The sequence below is a fragment of the Parafannyhessea sp. LCP19S3_B1 genome (assembly GCF_052121955.1).
Classification (GTDB): Bacteria; Actinomycetota; Coriobacteriia; order Coriobacteriales; family Atopobiaceae; genus Parafannyhessea.
Genome location: NZ_JBQKDH010000008.1, coordinates 1 through 21,407, shown reverse-complemented (window position 1 = coordinate 21,407; position 21,407 = coordinate 1). Strand labels below are relative to the sequence as shown.

Sequence of the window (21,407 nt, the reverse complement as noted above, 5' to 3'; positions counted from 1 at the left end):
GAGACGGTCGCGGGCGCGCCGTGGGCGGAGGCGCGGGGCTGTCGCGCTGCCGCGGGAGTGGGCTGCGCGTGCGGCGACGTCGCACTTCTAGAAGTGCGATATGTGGGGACACCTGAAGCGAGCGACTGGGTACGAATTACGAGGGAGGCGGAACTGATGGACAACGGAACCATGCTGCAGGGGTTCAGCTGGTACCTTCCGGCTGACGGCGCGCACTGGAGGCGCCTTGCGAAGAGCGCGCAGCGCCTTGCGGACGAGGGGGTCACGGCGGTGTGGCTGCCGCCCGCGTACAAGGGCCAGGCTGGCGGGTTTGACGTGGGCTACGGCGTGTACGACACGTACGACCTGGGAGAATTTGACCAGAAGGGCACCGTCGCCACCAAGTACGGCACGAAGGACGAGTACCTTGCGTGCATTCGGGCGCTGCAGGCCGCGGGCGTGCAGGCGCTGGGAGACGTGGTGCTGAACCAGCGCATGGGCGCGGATGCGACGGAGGACGTGGTTGCGCGCGAGGTTGCCGCCAACGACCGCAACCGCGTGGTTGCGGGCCCACACAAGATTCGCGCGTGGACCAGGTTCTGCTTCCCGGGCAGGCGCGGGAAGTACTCCGCGTTCACGTGGGACTGGCGCTGCTTTCACGGCGTGGACTGGGACGACGCCACACGGCGCGGCGGGATCTACCTGTTTGACGGCAAGAGCTGGGACAACGAGGTGGATCACGACGACAACGGCAACTACGACTACCTGATGGGCTGCGACGTGGACCTTTCGTACCCGCCCGTGTACGACGAGCTCGTGCGCTGGGGCAAGTGGTACCTGGACACGACGGGGCTCGACGGGTTCCGCTTCGACGCGCTCAAGCACATGGGTCGCGAGTTCTACCAGCGCTGGCTTCCCGAGATGCGCGACTACACCGGGCGCGAGCTCTTCTCGGTGGGGGAATACTGGACGCCGCGCGTGGACGAGCTGGTCTCGTACATAAACGACATGCCGACGATGAGCCTGTTCGACGTGCCGCTTCACTATCACTTCTATAGCGCGTCGTGCTCGAACGGGGACTTCGACCTGTCGAAGCTGTTCGACCGCACGCTGAGCACGTGGAACCCCGTGCGTGCGGTCACGTTTGTGGAGAACCACGACACGCAGCCCGGGCAGGCGCTGCAGTCGCTCGTGCTGCCGTGGTTCAAGCCGAGCGCGTACGCGTGCATCCTGCTTCGCGAGGCCGGCTACCCGTGCGTGTTCTACGGCGACCTGTACGGCATGCCAAACGACGGCAACATCCCCGCGGTGGTGGAGCTGCCACTTTTGATGGAGATCAGGCGGCGCTTCGCGTACGGTCGCCAGCGCGACTGGCTGGACGACGCGGACACCATTGGCTGGACGCGCGAGGGCGAGCGCGGGCGCGAGGGCTCCGGCGTGGCCGTGGTGCTGACGGACCGCGCCGGCGGCGCGAAGCGCATGCTGGTGGGCGAGGGGCACGCCGGCGAGCTGTGGCACTGCGTGATAGGGGAGGAGAAGGACGTTCGCATTGGACCGGACGGCTGGGCGGAGTTTGGCTGCGGCGGCGGGCGGCTGTCCGTGTACCTGAGCGACGCGGCCGCCGGCGTGCTTGAGCACGACTGGGTGAACGCCATCCACACGCCCGACGCGGACCCGTACACGGACGACGACCCCGTGCGCGCGGAGACCGAGGAGGCCGTGCGCGAGCATCCGGAACTCGAGGGCGAGGTGCGGCGACTTGCACGGGAAGGCCTCGACGGCGAGGGCGTCGCGGGCTAGCGTGCGGCCGGCGCCGGCCCGTGCCGGCATTGCCGTCAAGCTCGCTGGCGCTGCCGGTATCTGGGCGAGAAGGGCCTAGAGTCCCTGCAGCGCCAGCCACGCGTCCGCAACGATCTGCGCGTGGTCGAAGGCAAGGCCGTCGCCCTTGACGTCCTGCGCGCGCAGGCGGTGCGTGATGGGCTGCTCGCGCGCCGTGAACTCGCTCGTGAGCGTCGTGCCCTCGTGCGCGAGCGCAAGCGTCACAGAGTCGCCGTCGCTCACGGGCCCCACGAGCGTCGCGGCAACGTCAAACCACGCGGCGCGAGCGGCGTCGTCTGCGGCAACGGGGATGGAGCCCGCGTCGTCCAGCGCGACGAACGCGTACGAGATGGTCCAGCCGCGCGGGTCGCGGCCGGGGGTGCTGTACAGGCCTATGGGCTCGAGCTTCAGGCCTGACACGCAGGTCTCCTCCTCAAGCTCGCGCGCCGCGCAGGCGTCTGCGGTCTCGTCCGGGTTGCAGAAGCCGCCGGGCGTGGCCCAGCGTCCCAGGTAGGGGTGGCCGCCGCGCTGCACCAGCAGCAGCTGCAGACCACCGTCATGCCGACGGAACACGCAGATGTCTGCCGTGAGCGAGGGTTGGGGATACTTCTTCGGCGTGTAGCTTGCAAGGAACTCGGCCTCGGTCAGGCCGTTTTTGTCCCGCAGTTCCGCGCTCTGCGCGGCGCTGGCAGCGTCTCTAGGCATTGGGCTCACCGTCCTTCTCGTCCTGGGCGGCCTTGGCCAGAAACTCGTTCGCCCTGTCGCGGCGCTCGTCCGCGGAAAGGCTCGCAAGCTCGTCCAGCTTGTCGAGCAGCGTCTTCCAGCCGTCGAAGTGCGTGATCGCCCACAGACCCGCTGCCACGTAGCGCGCGTCGTCGAACTTGCCGGCGTTCAGCGTGTCGTTCAGCAGCTCCTGCATGGTGTCGACCGCGAGCTTGGACGGGCCGTAGTTCTCGCCCGCGCGCTTCAGGCGCTGCGCGGCCTCCGCGCTGGAAAGGTGGGCGAGCTTGTGCCCGCGGCCGCTTGCGTGGGCAAGCTCGTGCAGCTCCGCGTGGGGGTCTGCGTAGGCGTCGTCCGGATCGAAGTCCTCGTACACGGCGTAGTGCGCGGCTGCGAGCTCGTACTTGCCCTGCGTCACCAGCACGTTTGCGCGGAACGCGTGGTACCGTGCGAGGTCGGTTGCAATAATGATGAGCGGCCATGCGGTCTCGATGTCGCGCTCCACCGCGTCGAAATCGCCCATGGCCTCGTGCGACATGGCGCGCTCAAGGTAGAGGCCGGCGTCGGCCGTGTTGAAGCGCAGCGCGTTGTCGATGGCGGCCGCGGCGTCCTCGTAGCGCCCCAGCGCGTACAGCAGCGCGGAGTGGATGCCGTACGCGTCCGTGTACGGCGCAACGGTGGGCTTCACGGCGTTGGGGTCGACGTCCGGGTGCGCGTTGAGGTACAGGTACGCCTGCGCGGGGTCCGTGAAGTCCAGACGGTCGGGCAGGCAGTCTGGCTCCTCCTGCGCAGACTTCTGCAAGCGGTCCAGAAGCGGTGTCAGCATGCGCAGCGCCTGATCGGGGTGCTTCATCTGCAGCGCAAACTGCACGCGCCTGAACGTTGCCTGCGCGTCGTCCCGCAGCTTCTGCTGCTCTGCCGTCAGGTCGGTGTCTGCCATGGTTCCTCCTTGTGCGGGACGCGCCCGCCTCGACTTTGCTCCGTTCAGTATAGACTGTGTCTGCAACGTCCGCGCACCGATGGGAGCCCCATGCACAAGCCCGCACACAGCATTCTGTTTGTCTGCCACGGCAACATCTGCCGCTCGACCATGGCGGAGTTCGTGATGCAAGACCTCGTGCGCCGCGCCGGCCTTGCGCAAGACTTTCGCATAGACTCCGCCGCCACAAGCAGGGAGGAGCTGGGAAACGACGTCCACCCCGGAACCCGCGCGAAGCTTGCCGCGGAGGGCGTGCCGTGCGGGCATCACCTTGCGCGCCAGATGGGTCCTGCGGACTACGCCGCGTTCGACCACATCGTGGGCATGGACCAGGACAACATGGACGGCATCTGCCGGCTGCTTCTGGGCGAGAAGGGCTACGGCTTCAGCTGGCGCCCCACCTCCGCGCGCGAGCGCGCCGCGGCCGACCCCGACCACAAGGTGTCGCGCCTGCTTGACTGGGCGGGAGTCGACCGTGACGTTGCGGACCCGTGGTACACCGGCAACTTCGACGCGACGTACGACGACGTGCTGTTGGGGTGCACCGCGATGTTGGACGCGCTCACGCGGTAGGCGCTGCCCAGGTGTCGCGCTCTTCTCGCCCAAAGCAAGAAACCGCCCCACGCGCCAAGGCGTGAGGCGGCTTGCTAGCGGTTGCGCCCGGCGCTACGAGTTGTAGCTGTGGAAGAACGCGCGCGTCTCGGGGTCGGTCGCGTTGTCCATCACGTCTGCCGGGGTGCCGTTCTCCGCGACCTTGCCGCGGCGCAGAAGCACGATGCGGTCCGCGGCCTTGTGCGCGAAGCTCATCTCGTGCGTGGCCATCAGGATCGTGGCGCCCTGGTCCTTCAGCTCGGACACCATCTCGAGCACCTCGCCCACCAGCATGGGGTCGAGCGCGGAGGTGACCTCGTCCAGAAGCAGCAGCTCGGGGTCGCCCATCAGAGCACGGCAGATGGCGACGCGCTGCTGCTGGCCGCCGGAAAGGCGGTCCGGGTACTCGCGGGCCTTCTGGTCCATGCCGATGCGCTTCAAGAGGGCCATGGCCTTCTCCTCCGCGTCCGCGCGGTTCCACTTGAACACCTTGCGCGCGGCGAGCGTCACGTTGTTGAGGACGGTCATGTGCGGGAAGAGGTTGAACTGCTGAAACACCACGCCAATGCGCTTGCGGCACTCGTCCTGGTTGATGCGGGGGTCCGTTATGTCGGTCTCGCCGAGCCAGATCTGGCCGTCGTTCACGCGCTCCAGCATGTTGACGCACTTCATGAGCGTGGACTTGCCCGAGCCGGACGGCCCCAAAAGCGCGACCACCTCGTGCTTGTTCACGTCGAACGAGATGTGGTCGAGCACCACGTTGTCGCCAAAGCGCTTCACCACGTTGTCGATGCGCAGGACCTTCTGCGGCGCGCCACCCTGGGTGGCCGCGGTTCCCTCGTGTGCGATGTCTGGCATTAGACCATGCCTCCCGTCTGCTCGCGGCGGCGCAGCTTTGCGGAGTACCAGTCGTTCAGCAGGATGAACGGCACGCTCAGCAGGATGAAGAGCACGCTTGCGACCACGTACGGCGTGAAGTTGTACGTCTTGGCAACCATGATCTGGGCGGCGCGCACGGCGTCGACGGCGCCCAGGGTCGATATCAGGCCCACGTCCTTCTGCATGGATATGAAGTCGTTCATCAGGGCGGGAGCGATCTTGCGCAGCGCCTGCGGAATGATCACCAGGCGCATGGTCTGGCCGGACGTGAGTCCCAGCGAGCGCGCGGAAGCACGCTGCGACGGGTGCACGTCCTGGAAGCCGGCGCGCAGCACCTCCGCGATGTAGGCGGAGTACGACATGATGATGGCGACGGTACCCAGGATGGCCGGGTCTATGCGGCCAAAGATCCCCAGGCCCGGGATGCCAAAGCCAATCAGGTACAGCACGACCAGCATGGGGATGCCGCGCATGATGGTGGTGTACAGCCGCGCGACCACGCGCAGCGGAAACATGACCGCGGACGTGGTGATGCGGCACAGCGCCAGCGCCGTGCCCAGGATGGCGACGCCGATGACGGCGACCACCAGCACGCGCAGGTTAAGCAGCAGCCCGTCAAGCACCTGCGGCCACGCCTGCGCAAAGTACTCGGGCGAGAAGAACGACTGCTGTACTCGAGGCCAGCCCGGGGAGTTTGAAAGTCCAAACGCCACGAGGCCCACGAGCACGAGGGACGAAACGACGCTCGTGAGGTGCGAGCGTACGTTCTGCTTCCTGCGGTACTCCTCGCGTTCCAGCTCGACGTCGCTCACGGCGTCCTTGGTAGAGCCAGACATTCGGGAAGCCCCCTTCCTTGGGGTGGGTTGCCAAAACGGTTGACGAAAAACGGCCGAGACCAAGGTCCCGGCCGTCGGATGGCGGCGCTTCGTCCCTACTTCTTCAGCGTGGGGATGTCCGTCGTGTACTCTGCAAGCCACTTGTCCTGCAGCTTCTTGACCGTGCCGTCCTTGGTAAGGGCGTCCATGGCCTTCTTCACGTACTTCGTGAGCGGGGAGTTCTTCGCCAGGGTGATGCCTAGGCCCTCCTTGTCCTCGGTGCCGGGGATCTGGCCCACCACAAGGCCGTCGTCGATCTGCTTGGACTGGACCATGTACACGGCCTGTGGCGTGTCGGTCACCAGCGCGTCGCACTGGCCGGAGGTCACGGCCTGCGCCGCGGCGGAGTTGTCGTCGAAGATGCTGATGCCCTCGTCCTTTCCGTCCTTGATGATGTCCTTCACGTAGTCGTACGCGGTGGTGCCCACCATCACGGCGATGTTGGCGTCCGCAAGGTCGGAGCACTTCGTGGCGCTGGCGTACTTGCTGCTCTTCTGCAGGACGACGGCCTGCGTCGGGCGGAAGTACGCGGGCGAGAAGTCCACGGCCTTCTTGCGGTCGGAGTTGATGGACACCTGCTGGATGTTCAGGTCCCAGTCGTGCTCGCCGGGGGCGTATGCCTCGTCAAACGTGGTGCGTACCCACTTGACGTCCTTCTTCGCAAAGCCCATCTCGTCTGCGAGAGCGTAGACGAGGGCGGCCTCGAAGCCCTTGCCGGTCTGGGGCTTGTCGTCGATCACCCACGGGGTGTAGGCGGGGTTGCCGGTCGCGACGGTCAGCTTGCCCTCGGTGTGGGTCAGGCTCTTCACGCCGCCGCTCTTCTTGCTGGAGCTGCCGGAGTCGCTCGAGCTGGACGATCCGCAGGCCGCGAGGCCCAGCGTGGCAAACGCGGAGGCTCCCAGTGCGATGGCCTGGCGCCTGCTGATGGCGGTATCGGTGATGGACTTCATCGCTGTTCCTTTCACGCGTCCCCAAAGGGGGAGGCTCTTCTCATGCGTACGCCCCCACACTAGCAAATGGCGGATTACGGGCCGTGCAATGGCATATAAAACTCGGCATCTTGTTACGCAATGTTGTTATTTCGGGCCTCCTCCAGACTGCATGGTGACGTGCCGTGCGTCTTGGCTTCGCACCGTCCGCCTTGGCGCCGCCCTTGGCTATACTTGCAGAGTCACATTGCAAGAGCCGCATCGCAATCCCATTGGGGCAAACGCCATCGCAGCGCCCGGCGGCGTCCGGGCACATCGTCAGGGGGCTTACATGGTCAAGACCGTCGCCGTGCTCAGCGCGCTTCGCAAGGAGTCGCTCGCGTTCTTCGAGCTTGGGGGAGAAGAGCCGCGCCGTCGCTGCGGCGTGGAGCTTGCGCGCCGATCCGTCGCGGGCCTCGACGTCGTGGCCGCTGCCGGCGGCATGGGCACCATCAACGCGGCGGCCTCCGCCCAGCTGCTCATCGATGCGTGCCAGCCGGACGTCCTGCTGTTTTGCGGCATCGCAGGGAGCCTCAACCCCAGGATCGGCCAGGGAGACGTGGTCGTGGGCGAGCGTCTGGAGTGCCTCGAGGCGGACATGGACATCATCGCGGAGTCAGAGCCTCACCTCACGTCGTTTCCCTCCGACGCGCGGCTCGTGCGCCTGGCGAAGGAGGAGCTGGAGGCGCGGTCGTTTGAGCGCGTGGACAACGTGCGCGAGTCCGGCTCTGACGCGAGCGCTTCTAAGTACGGCACGCTTGCGCCGCACGCGCCGCGCTACGTGTGCGGCGCCATCGCGACGAGCGACCTCTTCAGCACGGCGCCCGATGTGCTGTGCGAGGTGCGCGGCCGCTATGCCGCGGACTGCGAGGAGATGGAGGGCGTGGCGGCGGCCCAGGTGGCAGCACGTGCCGGCGTGCCGTTCCTTGCGATCCGCTCCATCAGCAACGTGTGCGGCGAGCCGTACGAGGAGCTGGACGGCCGCGAGGCGGACCTCGTGGCGACGGCACGCCTTGCCGCGGACGTGACCATGGGCGTCATCGCGAGGCTTGCGGCCGAGGGACTTGGCTTACGGTAGCCAGCGGCAATCTGGGTGGAAAATCCACATCGAGTAGGGTGGAAAAACCACATCGGGTAGGGTGGAAAATCCACATAGGATAGGGTGGAAAATCCACATCGGATAGGGTGGAAAATCCACATCGGACAGGGTGGAAAAACGGTACCATTGGTCTTAGCAGGGGAGATGTCCCCCGTGTGGAATGACCTGATTCTGGAGGGTATCGAATGTCCATCACGCCCGAAGGGTATCTGCCGCGCCTTGTTGACGAGAAGGTTGAGCGGTATCTGCGGATATTTGGCGCAGTGGAAATCGGCGGCGCGAAGTGGTGCGGCAAGACGTGGACGGCCCTTAGGCACGCGAACAGCGTGAGCTACGTTGACCAGAGCCTGGCACTTGCCACGGATGACCCGAGCTCGATGCTCGTTGGAAAAAGACCGCACGTCGTCGACGAGTGGCAGCGTGTCCCAACGATATGGGACTACGTGCGTCACGAGGTAGACAGCGCGAGGGGGGCCAGGGGCTCCTTCATACTCACGGGGTCCTCCTCACCTCTTGTGCGCGAGAAGGACGGTCTGCCGCAGCATAGTGGTGCGGGTCGCATTGGCAGGGTGCGTATGCGGCCTATGTCACTGTATGAGAGCGGGGATTCCGTCGGAAGGGTGTCGCTCGCCGGCCTTTTTGCGGGCGAGTTCGAGCCGGTGCAGGTGAAGACGGACGCGCAGAAGTTGGTGGACCTTGCCTGTAGGGGAGGCTGGCCGGAAGCGATTGATCTTTCTGCCGCGGACGCGCAGCAGATAGCACGAGAGTACCTGCGGCTGTTTCGCATGTCGACGGTGCCCGACCAAGGCAAGGATCCCGAGCTGATGAGGAGGATGCTCTTCTCGCTTGCGAGAAACCTGGGCCAGGCAGCGACGTACAGGACTATTGCCGCGGATGCGGGGGACTCCTCTGCGGGCGAGCCCTTGAGCGAAGGCACCATCTCCTCATACCTCGGCTTGCTGAGGGCGGCATACCTGCTGGACGAGGTTCCGGGGTGGGTTCCGCCAGCACGCTCCGCGAAGCGCGTGAACACGAAGCCGAAGCGCTATCTGGCGGACCCTTCCCTCGCGGTGGCGCAGCTGGCCCTGCTCCCGGGTGCGCTGCTTGCCGACTGGCAGACGTTTGGCCTTGTGTTCGAGAACCTCTGCATGCGCGACCTTCAGGTGTATGCGGAGGCGCAGGAGCTGTGCAGCGACGTGCCCGTGCGGTACTACCGTGACTCCGCAGGTCTCGAGGTGGATGCCATAGTGGAGCTTGCGGACGGTAGGTGGGGCGCGTTCGAAATCAAGACGAGCGAGGCGAAGGTGGAGGAGGGCGCAGCGAGCCTGAGGCGCCTGCGCCGCAAGCTGACGCAGAACCCGAGTGCCCGCGTGAGGCCGCCGGAGTTCATGGCGGTGATAACGGGGGTGTCTGAGTACGCGCACCGCGTGGAGGATGGCATCTACGCGATACCGATTTGCGCACTTACGGCATAGCGCGAAAGCCGTTAGCGGTCTTCCAGCCTGAAACCCGCGTACACGAAGCCCGGGCTCACGACGCATGACACGAGGGCGTCCTCGCCTGAGGGGACGGTGCGCTGCCACACGCCGGCGGGGACCACGAGCTGCGTGAGGGCTCCGTCCTGGTCCACGCGCAGCGTAGTGGCCCTAAGCTGGGCGGGGTCCGGCGCCGCGCCCGAGCCGGCGAGCTCGATGGTGACGGCGCCGGGGCCGTGCCAGAGCCAGAGCTCGTCCGCGTCGACGACGTGCCAGTCGCTGGAGTCGCCGGCGGGCAGCAGGAAGTAGATGAGCGAGGCCAGCGGGCGCGCGGACGTGGAGTTCTCCGAGAGGTCTGCGGCGCCGGCGACGTTGGCAGCGGTTGCTGGCGCGTCGTCGGCGGGCGTGCCGGTTGGCGCCGCGATGGGCGACTGCCACGTGCGGCGGTACCAGCCGCCTTCCGGGTGCGGTGCCAGGTCCAGTGCGTCGATCAGGCGCTGGGCGTACGGGCTAACTCCAGATGCGGTCATATGCGAGCCTTCCCTCGATGACGGTGGCGCGGCAGGTGCCGGAGCCGTGGCGGACGAAGCGCTCCAGCGTGTCCTCGAGCGCCTGAGGCGACGTGACGTCGACCGGTACATCGAAGAACGCGAGGTCGGCGGACGCGCCGACGTTTATCTGGCCGATGCGCTTGGGACCGCAGTTGAGGCCCATGGCCTCCGCGCCGCCGAGCGTCATCATCCTGATGAGGCGGTGCGAGAGGTCGAGCTCCTCGTAGCCCTGGCTGATGGCGAGGTCGTACAGGAACGCGACGTCGTCCAGGACGTCGAGGCTCGGGCTCGAGGAGAGCGAGTCCGTGCCGACGGAGAGGGGGTTGCCCTCCTCGAGGTAGCGCGCGATGGGGGCGTCCGCCTCCGTGCAGGTGATGCGGTTGGAGCGCGGGCAGAGCGCGACCGAGACGCCCCTCTGGCGCAGGATCCTGCGATCTTCTCGCGATGCGTGCACGCCGTGTGCGATGTGGACGTCCGGCCCGAGGACGGCGAGCTGGTCGAGAAACTGGATGGCGCTCGCGCCGGCGCCGGCGCGCTTGAGGTCGTTGAAGCTCTGCCACTCCGTGCGGTTCCACGCCCACGACGTCTGGTTGGTGAGGCGCGACGGCAGTTTGCCGGCCTCGGCCGGGGTCTCGCCCAGGTGGATGTGGAGCCTCATGCCCAGCTGGCGCGCGATGTCCGGCAGGTCGAGCAGCGGGCCGGAGCCAAGCGAGTACGGCGCGTGCGGGCTGATGCCAAGCTCCGTCACGCCCATGGCGCGGATGGCGCGGATCTGGTCTAGCAGGTCTTCCGGACCCTTGCGCCGCCAGTCCTCGTTGTTCCAGTCCATCACCTCCCAGTAGGCGATGCCGTGCATGCCCTGGGACGCGAGCGCGTCGGCCGCCTCCACGTCTGACACGATGTCCGCCGCGGCCGTGGTACCGGCCTCCACCATCTGGCGTGCGCCGTCGTGCGCCCACTGGCGCCACGGCTTGGGCTCCGGGCTGTCGTATATCTTGTTGAACGCGAGCTCCCAGTCGCGAAAGCTTGCGTACGTGCGCGAGCCGACGGACGCCATGCCGGTGTACTGCAGGTGGGTGTGGGCGTTCACCAGGCCGGGCGTGACGAGGCCGCCCCAGCGGCGGAGCTCCACCTGCGAGGGGTCGTCCACGTCCTCCGCGAGCTTCTGCCGCACCCAGTCGCGCGTGCCCACGTGCAGGACGCGGCCGTCGCGCACCGCGACGGCGCCGTCGCAGATGACGGGGCCGGTGACGGGGATCACCAGCGGGGCTTCGTACAGGGTGACGCTCATGCGTGCCTCTTCCGGTTTGTTGGGGAGGTGGTGCCGGCGGTGTCGGCGTAGCGGGTGACGCGCCAGTCCGGCACGAAGGTGGGGGTGGACGGCGCGCTCTCCGTGCGGATGCCGCGCGTCTCGAGCGCGATGGATGCGATGCGGCGGTCTACCTCGGGACCCAGCCGCAGCACCTTTGCGGGAAGCGACCCCGCGTGGCGCAGCAGGTGCTCCACGGCGGCAAGCTGTACGGCGAAGCTCAGGTCCATGATCTCGATGGGGTTGCCCGGGCCGGCGGCGTAGTTCACGCCGTCCCCGGACGCGAGCAGCCTGAGCGTGGGCCCCTGGGGCACGTCCAGCCACGAGACGCCGTCCTTCTCGCCCGGGCGCAGGGTACCGCCCTGGGAAAGCACCTGGTCAAGGGCCACCTCGTTTGCGATGCCGCCTATGACTGCGACGGTGGCGCCGTCTGGCAGCAGGCGGAGAGCGTCTGCGGGGAGCGTGTGGCGCACGCCCGTGGCCGAGACCGCCATGTCCGTGGCGGGAAGCGCGCTGTCGAGCGGGGCGACCGCGAAGCCGGCGAAGCTCGCCTCAAGCGCGCGGACGGGGTCCGCCTCCGCCACGGTCACGCGCGCGCCCAGCGCCCGCACGCGACGGGCGAAGCCCTCGCCAACGGGGCCAAAGCCCACCACGGTGACGCGTGCCCCACCGGCGGCGGAGAAGAACGACGGCCCTACGAGGGACATCGTCGTGGCGGCGCAGGTCTCTCCCGTGCCGTGGCGGTTGTCGAAGCCGGTCTTCAGGCGGGAGTCGTTGACCGCCACGACGGGGAACGGCAGCTCGCCTTCCTGCTGCATGGCCGCGAACGCGCGGACGCCGGAGGTGGTCTCCTCCGCGACGCCCACGAGCCTCGCCGCCAGGGTCGGGCGCTCCATCACCATGAGGCGCGAGAAGTTCGCGCCGTCGTCGATGACGACGTCGGGCCGTATGCGGTCCATGAGGCGGAGCGACCCCTCGCGCTCCTGCGCGGGCGTCCACGTGGCGTCCGCCTCTATGGCGTAGCCGCGGGCGCGGATCTGGTTGGCGATGGCCTGGTCGCATTCGTGCGCGTGGCAGTACACGCCCACGGTGGCACCGGCCGCGGCAAGGCGCTCCACGAGGACGGCCGTCTTTGGCTCCACGATGAGGCTGAGCGCGATGTGGACGCCCGCGAGCAGGCCTTCCGCCGCGATCCGGCGCGCGAGCTCCGCCGAGACGGGCATGCCCCTCTCGGCGCGCGCCCAGGCGTCCGCGGCGGTAAGGTCCTGGCGTTTGGGCAGGTCGGGGTAGGTAAAATCCGCCTGTGCGGCATCGTTCGTAGGGACGAGGCCCCACTCCGCCATGCGCAGGGCAAGCACCCCGCCTCCGCGCGCGAGGTCCTGCGCGTCCACGAGCACGCGCGAGCCCGCAAGCGATGAGTTTGTGGCCTGCGCCCACGCGCAGGCCCAGTGTGCGAAGGTGTCCGTGGTTCCTCCCGGGTCGCATTGCGGCGCGTCCTCGCGGCGCGCGCCGACCGTCGTGGAAACATGATATGCGAAACCGGATGGCGTGGGTTTCTCCCGTGTTTCGGACCGCGTGTGATGCCTTTGGAGAACGCGCGGTCGCACCGCCTGCGGCGGGTACATGAAGTATCGTCACTACGAACGCAAACCGCTCCGCGGGACGACCCCCGGAGCCCAACGACAGGAGACACCATGGAGCAGATCGCAAGCTTCACCATCGACCACCTTCGCCTGGAGCCCGGCGTCTACGTGAGCCGCGTCGACCGCGACCCGGCGTCCGGCGCCGTCATCACCACCTTCGACCTGCGCCTGACCGCACCCAACCGCGAGCCGGTCATGGACACGGCCGCCGTGCACGCCATCGAGCACCTGCTGGCCACGTTCCTGCGCAACGACGAGGAGTGGGCGAGCCGCATCGTGTACTTTGGGCCCATGGGCTGCCGCACCGGCTTCTATCTCATCGTGTTTGGCGAGTGCACGCCCAAGGAGGTGCTGCCGCTGGTCACGCGCGCCTTCGAGTTTGCCCGCGACTTCGAGGGGGAGATTCCCGGCGCAAAGCCGGCGGAGTGCGGCAACTGGCACGACGCGGACCTGAACCAGGCGCACTGGTGGGCCAGGCGCTACCTGGACAACACGTTGTACGCGATCGACGACGCGCACATGACCTACCCCGGCGCGGAGTAGGCGCGTGGCGCTGGGAATCATTGGCGCGATGGACGTCGAGGTGGAGCTGCTGAGGGCCCACCTCGACGGCGTGCGCGTGACGTGCGTGGGTGGCATGGAGTTTAGCGAGGGCCGCCTGGGCGGTACGGACGCGATCGTGGTGCGTTGCGGCGTGGGCAGCATCAACGCCGCCATGTGCGCGCAGACGCTCGCCGTGCGCTTTGGGGCGGACCGCGTGGTGAACACGGGCGTGGCCGGCTCGCTGGACGCGCGCGTGGACATAGGCGACGTGGTGGTCTCAACGGACGCAGTCAACTACGACATGGACGTGCAGAACCTGGGCTACCGGCCCGGCCAGTGCCCCGGCATGGACACGCTTGCGTTTGCGGCGGACCCGACGCTGCGCCAGGCCGCCGTTTGCGCGGCGCGCGCCGTGGCGCCGGAGGCGGGCGTGTTCGAGGGGCGCGTGGCCTCCGGCGACAAGTTCGTGCACGAGGACGCCATGCGCCGGTTGATCGTTGAGGAGTTTGGCGCGCTGTGCTGCGAGATGGAGGGTGCCGCCATCGCGCAGGCGTGCCACGTGAACGGCATCCCGTTCGCGATCGTGCGCACCATATCAGACGAGGCGAACGGAGCCTCCGCCGCGGACTACCCCGCGTTCGAGCGCAAGATGGCCCTGCGCTGCGCGGCGATCGTGGAGCGCATGGCCGCCGGCTTGGCGTAGGCGCCCGCCACGGATCACGTGGCCGCGGCGGCCTTGGCCGCGGCTGTGCCAGGAAGGGGGATCGCATGGCGAGAAGAACGGGCCTCCCGGCCGTGGAGGTGCTTGACGCGTGCGAGTCAACCAGGGCCGCGGCCCCGCGCCGCCCCCCCCCCGGCGCCCCCCACGGCGCGGCCGTCGCCGCGGTGAGGCAGACGCTGGGGCGCGGCCGCAGGGGACACGTGTGGGTGTCCCCGCCGGGCGGGCTGTACCTCTCCGTGGCGCTGCGCCCTGGCGTTGCGCGTGAGTGCCTGCGCGCCATCCCCGTGGCCGCCGGCCTGGGGGCGCTTGACGCGTGCCGTGCGCTCGGCGCGACGACGCCGCGGCTGAAGTGGCCAAACGACCTCGTGGTTCCAGGGCCCGGCGGCGCATGCAAGCTCGGCGGCATCCTGGTGGAGCTCTGCCTGGGGTCGCAGCCTGGGGGCTCGGGCACAGCGGCGGACGGGGTCGCGGGCGTGGGTGACGCCGCCGTGTGCGGCATCGGCGTGAACCTCTCGCGCCCGCAGGGCGACAGCATCCGCCCGCAGGCGGTGCGAGACGGCATGCCCGCCCCGCTTCCCGCCGCGTACCTGGACGAGTGCGGCGCCCCTGCCGCGGCCGGCGACTACGCGGCCGTGGCGACGCTGTTTCGCGACGCCATCGTGCGGCGCGTGGACGCATGGGCCGAGGGCCTCTCCGGGGGCTGCCCGGCCGAGCCGCTCGCGCCCGTGCTGGAAGAGTACCAGGCCAGCCTCCACGGCCTTGGGGGCACGGTCGTGGCCGTCACCCCCGAGGGCGCCGTCGTGGGGCGGGGCACGTTCTTCTCCGTAGACGGAACCGGTCGTGCGGTGCTTGCGCTTCCGGGCGGCGGTACGCTTTCGCTTGCCCCCGAGCAGGCGTCGCTGAGGCCCATTGGGCGCTAAGCGGCGCTACAAACCACCAATTTACGCAATCTGCCTGCAAAAACGTAAGAGCCTGAACCAGAGTGCCCCCGTGTGCGCAATGTGTGTGCCCGGGGGCAAATTCGTCTTTCTCCAAAACTTTATGTTGACACGTCAACATACGTCGCTACACTCGAAATAGTTAGACAGGCTAACTAAATTGGCGACGGGAGGGGAGCGGACCCATGGCTGCACCACAGGAACGCGGCGCGAGCGGCGCACGCGACGGCGCTACGGCGCCCACGCCCGCCCGCGACATCGACGTGAGCGACGGCTACGCGTTCATGTCAGAGATCTCGAGCCTCCTGGGCAGCACGTACGAGTCCATCGACCAGCTGGAGGAGCTCACGCGCCGCGCGCAGGGGATCGACCTCACCGTGGCCGAGCTGAACCTGGTTGAGGTCGTGGGCCGCGCGACGCTGCACAAGGACGCGACCATCACCGTGTCCGAGGTGGCCCGCGCGCTCGACATCCGCGTGCCCTCCGCCACGGCCGCCGTGAACCGCCTGGTGCGGAAGGGCTACGTCCGCAAGCGGCGGGACTCCAGGGACGCGCGCCGCGTGAACGTGGGACTCACGCGCGACGGCGAGAAGGTCCTCCGCCTGCACGTGGTCTTCAACCAGCGCATGGCGGAGGAGGTCTCCGGCGGGCTCTCGCTCGACGAGCGCCGCGTGCTGCTAGACGGCATCAGGCGCCTGGAGCAGTTCTATGCGAAGGCGCAGCAGAAGCAGCGCGACTACCTCAGGCGAACGGCGGGTCAGAAGGGGGGCAGGTCATAGTGGCGTACACCATCGTGGGAACGGGCTCGGCGCTGCCGACGCGCAGCGTCACCAACGACGAGCTCTCGGCGTTCCTGGACACGAGCGACGAGTGGATCCGCACGCGCACGGGCATCCGCGAGCGCAGGGTCTGCACCACGGAGTCGCTGGACCAGCTCGCGGAGGAGGCGTCCCGGCGCGCGCTCGAGTCCGCGGGCGTCGACGCGTCGCAGCTCGACCTCATCGTGTGCTCCACCACTACGGGCGACCACCTGATGCCCGCGGAGGCGTGCGCCGTCGCGGAGCGCCTGGGCGCCGCGTGCCCCGCGTTCGACGTGTCCGCCGCGTGCTCCGGCTTCGTGTTCGCGCTCGACGTGGCCGACGGCTACCTCTCGCGCGGGCGCGCCGCCACGGCCCTCGTGCTCTCCGCCGAGAAGTGCTCGCGCATCATGGACTGGGCGGACCGCTCCACCTGCGTGTTGTTTGGCGACGCCGCCGCGGCCGTCGTCGTGCGCGCCGGCGGCGAGTCGCCGCTGTGGTGCCGCCTGCGCACCATACCCAACGTGGCCGCGCTCGACGTGCCGGGCGTCGCGGGCACGAGCCCGTTCGATGCCACCGCGGGCACGGCCCCGGCAAGCGCGCTCTCCATGCGCGGCAGGAGCGTGTACCGCTTCGCCGTGACGGAGGTCGTGCGCGAGCTCCGCCAGATGGAGCAGGCCACGGGCATCCCCCTGGGCCAGGTGGACCACTTCGTGCTCCACCAGGCAAACGAGAGGATCGTGGACGCCGTGGTCGAGCGCCTGGGACTGGACCCGTCCCGCGTGGTGCTGAACTTGGCGCACACGGGCAACGTCTCCAGCGCGTGCATCCCGCTCGCCCTGGACGGCCTCGCCCGCGCGGGAAAGCTCGCGGAGGGTCAGCTCGTCGCCCTCGTCGGCTTCGGCGCGGGTCTGGACGTGGCGTCCACGCTCCTGCGCTGGGAGGCCGCGCCAAGCTAGGCGCCCGGCGCTTCTCGCCAGCCGCGGCCCCCGCGTCGCGCGTGGCGTCAACAAGGTATCCCGGGTGCCGGATGGCACCCTCGTTCGCGCCGGTTCCCGGCGCCAGAAGATAGGAGATAAACCATGGCAGAGTCCACCTTCGATCGCGTCGTCAGCATCCTCAAGGACCAGGAGGGCCTGGACGACGTCGAGCTCACCCGCGACACCAACCTCGCGAGCGTCGGCCTCGACTCCATGGCCACCGTCGAGGCGGTCATGGCGTGCGAGGACGAGTTCGGCATCGAGATCGACCCCGAGGCCAACCCCCAGACCGTGGGCGAGTTCGTCGACCTGGTCGACGGCCTCCTTCAGAAGTAGGCCGGCTTCCACACTTCCGGCAAACCCCAAACGCTAAGGACCGAACGCACATGATCAGGACCCCCATCTGCGAGCTTCTGGGAATAGAGAAGCCCCTGTTTCAGGGCGGCATGGCGTGGATCGCGGACGCGAGCCTCGCCGCCGCCGTCTCCGAGGCCGGCGGCCTCGGCATCATCTCGGCCATGAACGCCGGACCCGACTGGGTGCGCGAGCAGATCCGGGACGTCCGCACGCGCACGCAGCGCCCGTTCGGCGTGAACGTGATGCTCCAGAGTCCGTTCGCGGCCGAGGTCGCGGACGTCGTGGCCCAGGAGCGCGTTCCCGTGGTCGTTACAGGCGCGGGCAACCCCAGCAAGTACATGCGCGCGTGGAAGGACGCCGGCGTGAGGGTGATCCCCGTCGTGTCCTCCGTCGCACTCGCGCGCCTGTTGGAGCGCGCCGGTGCGGACGCAATCGTCGCCGAGGGCGGAGAGTCCGGCGGGCACGTGGGCGACCTCTCGACCATGGTCCTGGTGCCGCAGGTTGTGGACGCCGTCAAGGTGCCGGTGCTCGCCGCGGGCGGCATCGCGGACGGCCGGCAGGTCGCGGCCACGTTCATGCTGGGCGCGCAGGGCGTCCAGGTGGGCACCCGCTTCCTCGTCGCCACGGAGTGCACGGTGAGCCAGGAGTACAAGGACCGCGTCATCAAGGCGAAGGACCTGTCCACCATCGTGACCGGCCGCAGCATCAACGGCGCGGTGCGCTGCCTGAAGACGCCGTTCTCGCAGGAGTTCGCGCGCAGGGAGCGCGAGGGCGCCACGGCGGAGGAGCTCGCGAGCCTTGGGGCGGGGTCGCTGCGCAAGGCCGCGAAGGACGGCAACTACCAGGAGGGCTCGTTCATGGCCGGCGAGGTTGCGGCCATGGTGCACCAGGAGCAGACGGCCGCCCAGATCGTGGACGACCTCATGGACGGCGCGGAGCGCTGCCTGAAGGGGGCGACGGCATGGGTGTGCTAGGCGCGGAGGCGACCCCACGGCCAAACGTCGCGTTCCTGTTTGCGGGCCAGGGCTCGCAGCGTCCCGGCATGGGGCGTGCGCTGGCCGAGAAGAGCGCGGCTGCCAGGGCCGTGTTCGATGCGGCGGACGCGGTGCGTCCGGGCACGAGCGCCCAGTGCTTCGACGGCACGAAGGAGGAGCTCGCGCTCACGGCGAACACGCAGCCGTGCGTGCTGGCAGTGGACCTTGCGTGCGCGGCGGCGCTCGCGGAGCGCGGCGTCGTTCCGGCCGCCGTCGCGGGCCACTCCCTCGGCGAGCTCGGCGCACTCGCGTTCGCGGGGGCGTTCGACGTCGAGGCGGCCATGCGCCTGGCCGTGGTGCGCGCCTGCCTCATGACCCAGTGCTGCGACGCTCACCCCGGCGCCATGCGCGCCGTGATGAAGCTTGCGCCGGAGCGCGTGGAGGAGCTCGCCTCCCAGGCGGGCGAGGCGTGGGCCGTCAACTATAACAGCCCGCTCCAGACCGTGGTCGCGGGCGCGCCGGACGCGTGCGAGCGGCTGGACGTGCTCGTGCGCGACGCCGGCGGCCGCAGCATGAGGGTCGCCGTGTCCGGCGCGTTCCACAGCCCGTACATGGCGGACGCCGCGACGGGTCTTTCGGCGCACCTTGCGCAGCACGCGCCGGCGTCCCCGCACATGGCATGCTGGGCAAACCTGACGGGGCATCCGTACCCGACGGAGCCCGCGAAGGTGGCGGCAACGCTCGCGAGCCAGGTGAAGAGCCCCGTCCGCTGGGCGGACGAGCTCCGCGGCATGCAGGCGGCCGGCATCGACACGTTCGTGGAGGTGGGCCCCGGCCACACGCTCACGGGCCTCGTCAAGCGCACGCTCGACGGCGTCCGTGCCATGAGCGTGGAAGACCCTGACCAGCTCGAGGCGGCTCTTGCCGCGATTGCGGAGGGCTAACAATGGACGAGAAGGACACCACGCGCCGCTGCGCCCTGGTGACGGGCGGCTCGCGCGGCATCGGTCGCGCCTGCGCGGAGCGTCTCGCACGCGCCGGCTTCGACGTGGCCATCGTGTATGCCGGTAACGCGGAGGCGGCCGCGGACTGCGTCGTCGCGCTCGAGGCGCTTGGCGCGCGCGCGAGGGCGTACCGCTGCGACGTGTCGGACGCCGCCGCCGTGAAGCAGACGGTGAAGCAGGTGACCGACGACTTCGGCCCCGTGTGGGCGCTCGTGAACGACGCGGGCATCACGCGCGACGGCCTGTTTGCGCGCATGCGCGACGAGGACTTCGACCGCGTGCTCGACGTGAACCTGAAGGGCACGTTCAACATGGTGCGCGCCCTCGCGCGCAACTTCGTGCGCCAGCGTGGCGGGCGCATCGTGAACGTGAGCTCCGTCGTCGGGCTCCACGGCAATGCCGGCCAGGTCAACTACGCCGCGTCGAAGGCGGGAGTCATCGGGCTCACGAAGTCCGTGGCACGTGAGCTCGCCGGTCGCGGCGTCACGGCGAACGCCGTCGCGCCAGGCTTCATCGCGACGGACATGACGGAGAAGCTCCCGCAGGACGTCCGCGACGGCTATGCGGCCAGGGTCCCGCTCGGGCGCCTGGGCACGGCCGAGGAGGTGGCCGAGGTGGTGGCGTTTCTCGCCTCCGACGCCGCGAGCTACGTGACGGGCGAGGTCATACGCATCGACGGCGGCCTTTGCATGTAGACGGGCGCCTTTGCGCCCGGGAGGGGAAGTAGGATGGATCGCAGGGTAGTCATCACGGGCATGGGTGCCATCACGCCCGTGGGCAACACGGCCCCGCAGAGCTGGGACGCGCTCGTCAGGGGCGAGTCCGGCATCGGGACCATCACGGCGTTCGACACCACGGGCTTCCGCGTGAGCGTGGCCGCGGAGGTGAAGGGCTTCGACGCGGCGGCCGCCCTTGGCAAGTCCGTCGCGCTGCACAACGACCGCAACGTGCAGTTTGCGCTCGTGGCGTCGGACGAGGCCATGGCGTCGAGCGGGCTCGACGCCGAGGGCGCCATCGAGCCGGAGCGCCTTGGCGTGTACGTGGGCTCTGGCATCGGCGGCATCGGCACCACGGAGGCGCAGGTAAGGCGCCTGGCAGACGGCGGCGCCCGCAAGGTGAGCCCGTACCTGGTGCCCATGATCATCGCGAACATGGCCGCGGGGCAGGTGTCCATACGCCACAACGCGAAGGGCCCGACGCTTCCCGTGGTCACGGCGTGCGCCACCAGCACCAACGCCATCGGCGAGGCGTACCGTGCCATCCGCTACGGCTACGCGGACGCAATCCTGGCCGGCGGTGCCGAGGCGGCCATCGTGCCCGTGAGCATCGCGGGCTTCACCAACTGCCGCGCGCTCACGGTAAACCCCGACCCAAAGACGGCGTGCCGCCCGTTCGACGCGAACCGCGACGGCTTCGTGATGGGCGAGGGCGCGTGCATCCTGGTGCTGGAGGAGCTGGAGCATGCCCTGGCGCGCGGCGCGAACGTCGTGGCGGAGGTGTGCGGCTACGGCAACACCGCGGACGCGTACCACATCACGAGCCCCGACCCCTCCGCGGACGGCATCACCCGCGCCATCAGGCAGGCCGTGGACGAGTCCGGACTGGACGTGGCGGAGGGCCTGTACGTGAACGCGCACGGCACCTCGACGAAGCTGAACGACAAGACGGAGACCCAGGGCCTGAAGCTGGCGCTGGGCGAGAAGGGCGCGCGTGCGGCCCGGATATCCTCCACCAAGTCCATGACCGGACACATGCTGGGGGCGACGGGCGCGGTCGAGGCCATGGCGTGCGCGCTGGCGCTGCGCGACTCCGTGATACCGCCTACCGTGGGCCTGACCACGCCGGACGCGGACTGCGACCTTGACTACACGCCGGGCCACAGCCAGGCGTTCGACGGCAGGTGGGCGCTCTCCACCTCGCTTGGCTTTGGCGGACACAACGCCGTCGTCGCGCTCAGGCGCTTCGACGGGAGGGAGGCGTAGCGGCATGGACACCAGCAGCACGCGCGTGGACGCGCTCGCACAGGTGATGCAGGCCCGCGGCCTTGCGCGCATGAGGATCGAGGAGGGCGACTGCTCCATAGAGATGGAGCGCCCGGAGGCCTTCCCGGCGGGCGTCGCCGTGGCGCAGGCACCGCGCACGGCCGCGGCCCTGTCTCTTATACACATCTCCGAGCCCACGAGACCCAATCATTGATCTGGTTTTGC

23 protein-coding genes are annotated in these 21,407 nt (G+C 69.0%); 15 read left to right on the top strand and 8 right to left on the bottom strand.

Annotation, left to right across the window (positions count from 1 at the left end; all coding sequences use genetic code 11):
* Window positions 1-156 precede the first annotated feature (156 nt).
* Window positions 157-1,779, top strand: coding sequence for an alpha-amylase (locus tag ACTQWE_RS05395; protein ID WP_090861234.1), 1,623 nt, complete (start codon window positions 157-159; stop codon window positions 1,777-1,779).
* A gap of 75 nt (window positions 1,780-1,854) precedes the next feature.
* Here the strand turns inward: ACTQWE_RS05395 and ACTQWE_RS05390 are convergent, their stop codons facing one another.
* A complete protein-coding gene (locus ACTQWE_RS05390; protein ID WP_441850845.1) occupies window positions 1,855-2,502 on the bottom strand; it encodes an NUDIX domain-containing protein in 648 nt (215 codons plus the stop codon).
* Window positions 2,495-3,457 (bottom strand): hypothetical protein, encoded by a 963-nt coding sequence (locus ACTQWE_RS05385; protein ID WP_441921372.1) that lies wholly within the window; start codon window positions 3,455-3,457, stop codon window positions 2,495-2,497. The genes ACTQWE_RS05390 and ACTQWE_RS05385 overlap by 8 nt, the downstream gene beginning before the upstream one ends.
* 90 nt (window positions 3,458-3,547) lie before the next feature.
* Here ACTQWE_RS05385 and ACTQWE_RS05380 point away from each other — a divergent pair, with 90 nt between their 5' ends.
* Complete coding sequence (locus ACTQWE_RS05380; RefSeq protein ID WP_441921370.1) at window positions 3,548-4,069, top strand: low molecular weight protein-tyrosine-phosphatase; 522 nt, start codon at window positions 3,548-3,550, stop codon at window positions 4,067-4,069.
* A gap of 93 nt (window positions 4,070-4,162) precedes the next feature.
* Here the strand turns inward: ACTQWE_RS05380 and ACTQWE_RS05375 are convergent, their stop codons facing one another.
* The 3 genes from ACTQWE_RS05375 to ACTQWE_RS05365 form a co-directional block, all read right to left on the bottom strand.
* The gene (locus ACTQWE_RS05375; RefSeq protein ID WP_090861238.1) at window positions 4,163-4,945 is read right to left on the bottom strand and encodes an amino acid ABC transporter ATP-binding protein; all 783 of its coding nucleotides are present in this window, start codon (window positions 4,943-4,945) and stop codon (window positions 4,163-4,165) included.
* A complete protein-coding gene (locus tag ACTQWE_RS05370) occupies window positions 4,945-5,802 on the bottom strand; it encodes an amino acid ABC transporter permease (protein ID WP_090844765.1) in 858 nt (285 codons plus the stop codon). Before ACTQWE_RS05370 ends, ACTQWE_RS05375 begins: the two co-directional genes overlap by 1 nt.
* 95 nt (window positions 5,803-5,897) lie before the next feature.
* On the bottom strand, window positions 5,898-6,791 hold the full coding sequence (locus ACTQWE_RS05365) for an ABC transporter substrate-binding protein (RefSeq protein ID WP_441921368.1): 894 nt from the start codon (window positions 6,789-6,791) through the stop codon (window positions 5,898-5,900).
* A 310-nt stretch (window positions 6,792-7,101) separates the two neighbouring features.
* On the opposite strand from ACTQWE_RS05365, the gene ACTQWE_RS05360 reads away from it, so the two are divergent.
* Both ACTQWE_RS05360 and ACTQWE_RS05355 read left to right on the top strand, forming a co-directional pair.
* Window positions 7,102-7,887, top strand: a complete 786-nt coding sequence (locus ACTQWE_RS05360; protein ID WP_441921366.1) for a 5'-methylthioadenosine/S-adenosylhomocysteine nucleosidase — start codon at window positions 7,102-7,104, stop codon at window positions 7,885-7,887.
* Window positions 7,888-8,093: 206 nt separating this feature from the next.
* The gene (locus tag ACTQWE_RS05355; RefSeq protein WP_441921364.1) at window positions 8,094-9,383 is read left to right on the top strand and encodes an ATP-binding protein; all 1,290 of its coding nucleotides are present in this window, start codon (window positions 8,094-8,096) and stop codon (window positions 9,381-9,383) included.
* 11 nt (window positions 9,384-9,394) lie between these two features.
* On the opposite strand, the gene ACTQWE_RS05350 is transcribed toward ACTQWE_RS05355, so the two are convergent.
* The 3 genes from ACTQWE_RS05350 to ACTQWE_RS05340 are packed head-to-tail and all read right to left on the bottom strand — an operon-like array spanning window position 9,395 to window position 12,868.
* The gene (locus ACTQWE_RS05350) at window positions 9,395-9,913 is read right to left on the bottom strand and encodes a cupin domain-containing protein (protein WP_441921362.1); all 519 of its coding nucleotides are present in this window, start codon (window positions 9,911-9,913) and stop codon (window positions 9,395-9,397) included.
* Window positions 9,894-11,225, bottom strand: coding sequence for an amidohydrolase family protein (locus tag ACTQWE_RS05345; protein WP_441921360.1), 1,332 nt, complete (start codon window positions 11,223-11,225; stop codon window positions 9,894-9,896). Before ACTQWE_RS05345 ends, ACTQWE_RS05350 begins: the two co-directional genes overlap by 20 nt.
* Complete coding sequence (locus ACTQWE_RS05340) at window positions 11,222-12,868, bottom strand: adenosylhomocysteinase (protein ID WP_441921358.1); 1,647 nt, start codon at window positions 12,866-12,868, stop codon at window positions 11,222-11,224. Before ACTQWE_RS05340 ends, ACTQWE_RS05345 begins: the two co-directional genes overlap by 4 nt.
* Window positions 12,869-12,937: 69 nt before the next feature.
* Between ACTQWE_RS05340 and ACTQWE_RS05335 the strand changes: the two genes are divergently transcribed.
* The 11 genes from ACTQWE_RS05335 to ACTQWE_RS05285 all read left to right on the top strand — a co-directional run bounded on the left by ACTQWE_RS05335 (window position 12,938) and on the right by ACTQWE_RS05285 (window position 21,396).
* Window positions 12,938-13,429, top strand: coding sequence for an S-ribosylhomocysteine lyase (locus ACTQWE_RS05335; RefSeq protein ID WP_090844785.1), 492 nt, complete (start codon window positions 12,938-12,940; stop codon window positions 13,427-13,429).
* Between the two features lie 4 nt (window positions 13,430-13,433).
* Complete coding sequence (locus ACTQWE_RS05330) at window positions 13,434-14,132, top strand: 5'-methylthioadenosine/adenosylhomocysteine nucleosidase (protein ID WP_441921356.1); 699 nt, start codon at window positions 13,434-13,436, stop codon at window positions 14,130-14,132.
* A gap of 65 nt (window positions 14,133-14,197) precedes the next feature.
* Window positions 14,198-15,070 carry a biotin--[acetyl-CoA-carboxylase] ligase gene (locus tag ACTQWE_RS05325; RefSeq protein ID WP_441921354.1) on the top strand — a complete coding sequence of 291 codons (873 nt, stop codon included), beginning with the start codon at window positions 14,198-14,200 and terminating at the stop codon, window positions 15,068-15,070.
* Between the two features lie 203 nt (window positions 15,071-15,273).
* A complete protein-coding gene (locus ACTQWE_RS05320) occupies window positions 15,274-15,867 on the top strand; it encodes a MarR family winged helix-turn-helix transcriptional regulator (protein ID WP_441921352.1) in 594 nt (197 codons plus the stop codon).
* On the top strand, window positions 15,867-16,844 hold the full coding sequence (locus ACTQWE_RS05315; RefSeq protein WP_441921350.1) for a beta-ketoacyl-ACP synthase 3: 978 nt from the start codon (window positions 15,867-15,869) through the stop codon (window positions 16,842-16,844). The genes ACTQWE_RS05320 and ACTQWE_RS05315 overlap by 1 nt, the downstream gene beginning before the upstream one ends.
* 123 nt (window positions 16,845-16,967) lie before the next feature.
* Window positions 16,968-17,201 (top strand): phosphopantetheine-binding protein, encoded by a 234-nt coding sequence (locus tag ACTQWE_RS05310; RefSeq protein ID WP_090861250.1) that lies wholly within the window; start codon window positions 16,968-16,970, stop codon window positions 17,199-17,201.
* Window positions 17,202-17,251: 50 nt separating this feature from the next.
* Window positions 17,252-18,196, top strand: coding sequence for a nitronate monooxygenase (locus ACTQWE_RS05305; protein ID WP_441921348.1), 945 nt, complete (start codon window positions 17,252-17,254; stop codon window positions 18,194-18,196).
* Window positions 18,184-19,140, top strand: a complete 957-nt coding sequence (locus tag ACTQWE_RS05300; protein WP_441921346.1) for an ACP S-malonyltransferase — start codon at window positions 18,184-18,186, stop codon at window positions 19,138-19,140. Before ACTQWE_RS05305 ends, ACTQWE_RS05300 begins: the two co-directional genes overlap by 13 nt.
* 2 nt (window positions 19,141-19,142) lie before the next feature.
* On the top strand, window positions 19,143-19,895 hold the full coding sequence (fabG, locus tag ACTQWE_RS05295; protein ID WP_090861253.1) for a 3-oxoacyl-[acyl-carrier-protein] reductase: 753 nt from the start codon (window positions 19,143-19,145) through the stop codon (window positions 19,893-19,895).
* 33 nt (window positions 19,896-19,928) lie between these two features.
* The gene (fabF, locus tag ACTQWE_RS05290) at window positions 19,929-21,182 is read left to right on the top strand and encodes a beta-ketoacyl-ACP synthase II (protein ID WP_090861254.1); all 1,254 of its coding nucleotides are present in this window, start codon (window positions 19,929-19,931) and stop codon (window positions 21,180-21,182) included.
* A 4-nt stretch (window positions 21,183-21,186) separates the two neighbouring features.
* Window positions 21,187-21,396 (top strand): hypothetical protein, encoded by a 210-nt coding sequence (locus tag ACTQWE_RS05285; RefSeq protein ID WP_441921343.1) that lies wholly within the window; start codon window positions 21,187-21,189, stop codon window positions 21,394-21,396.
* The last annotated feature ends 11 nt before the right edge of the window (window positions 21,397-21,407 follow it).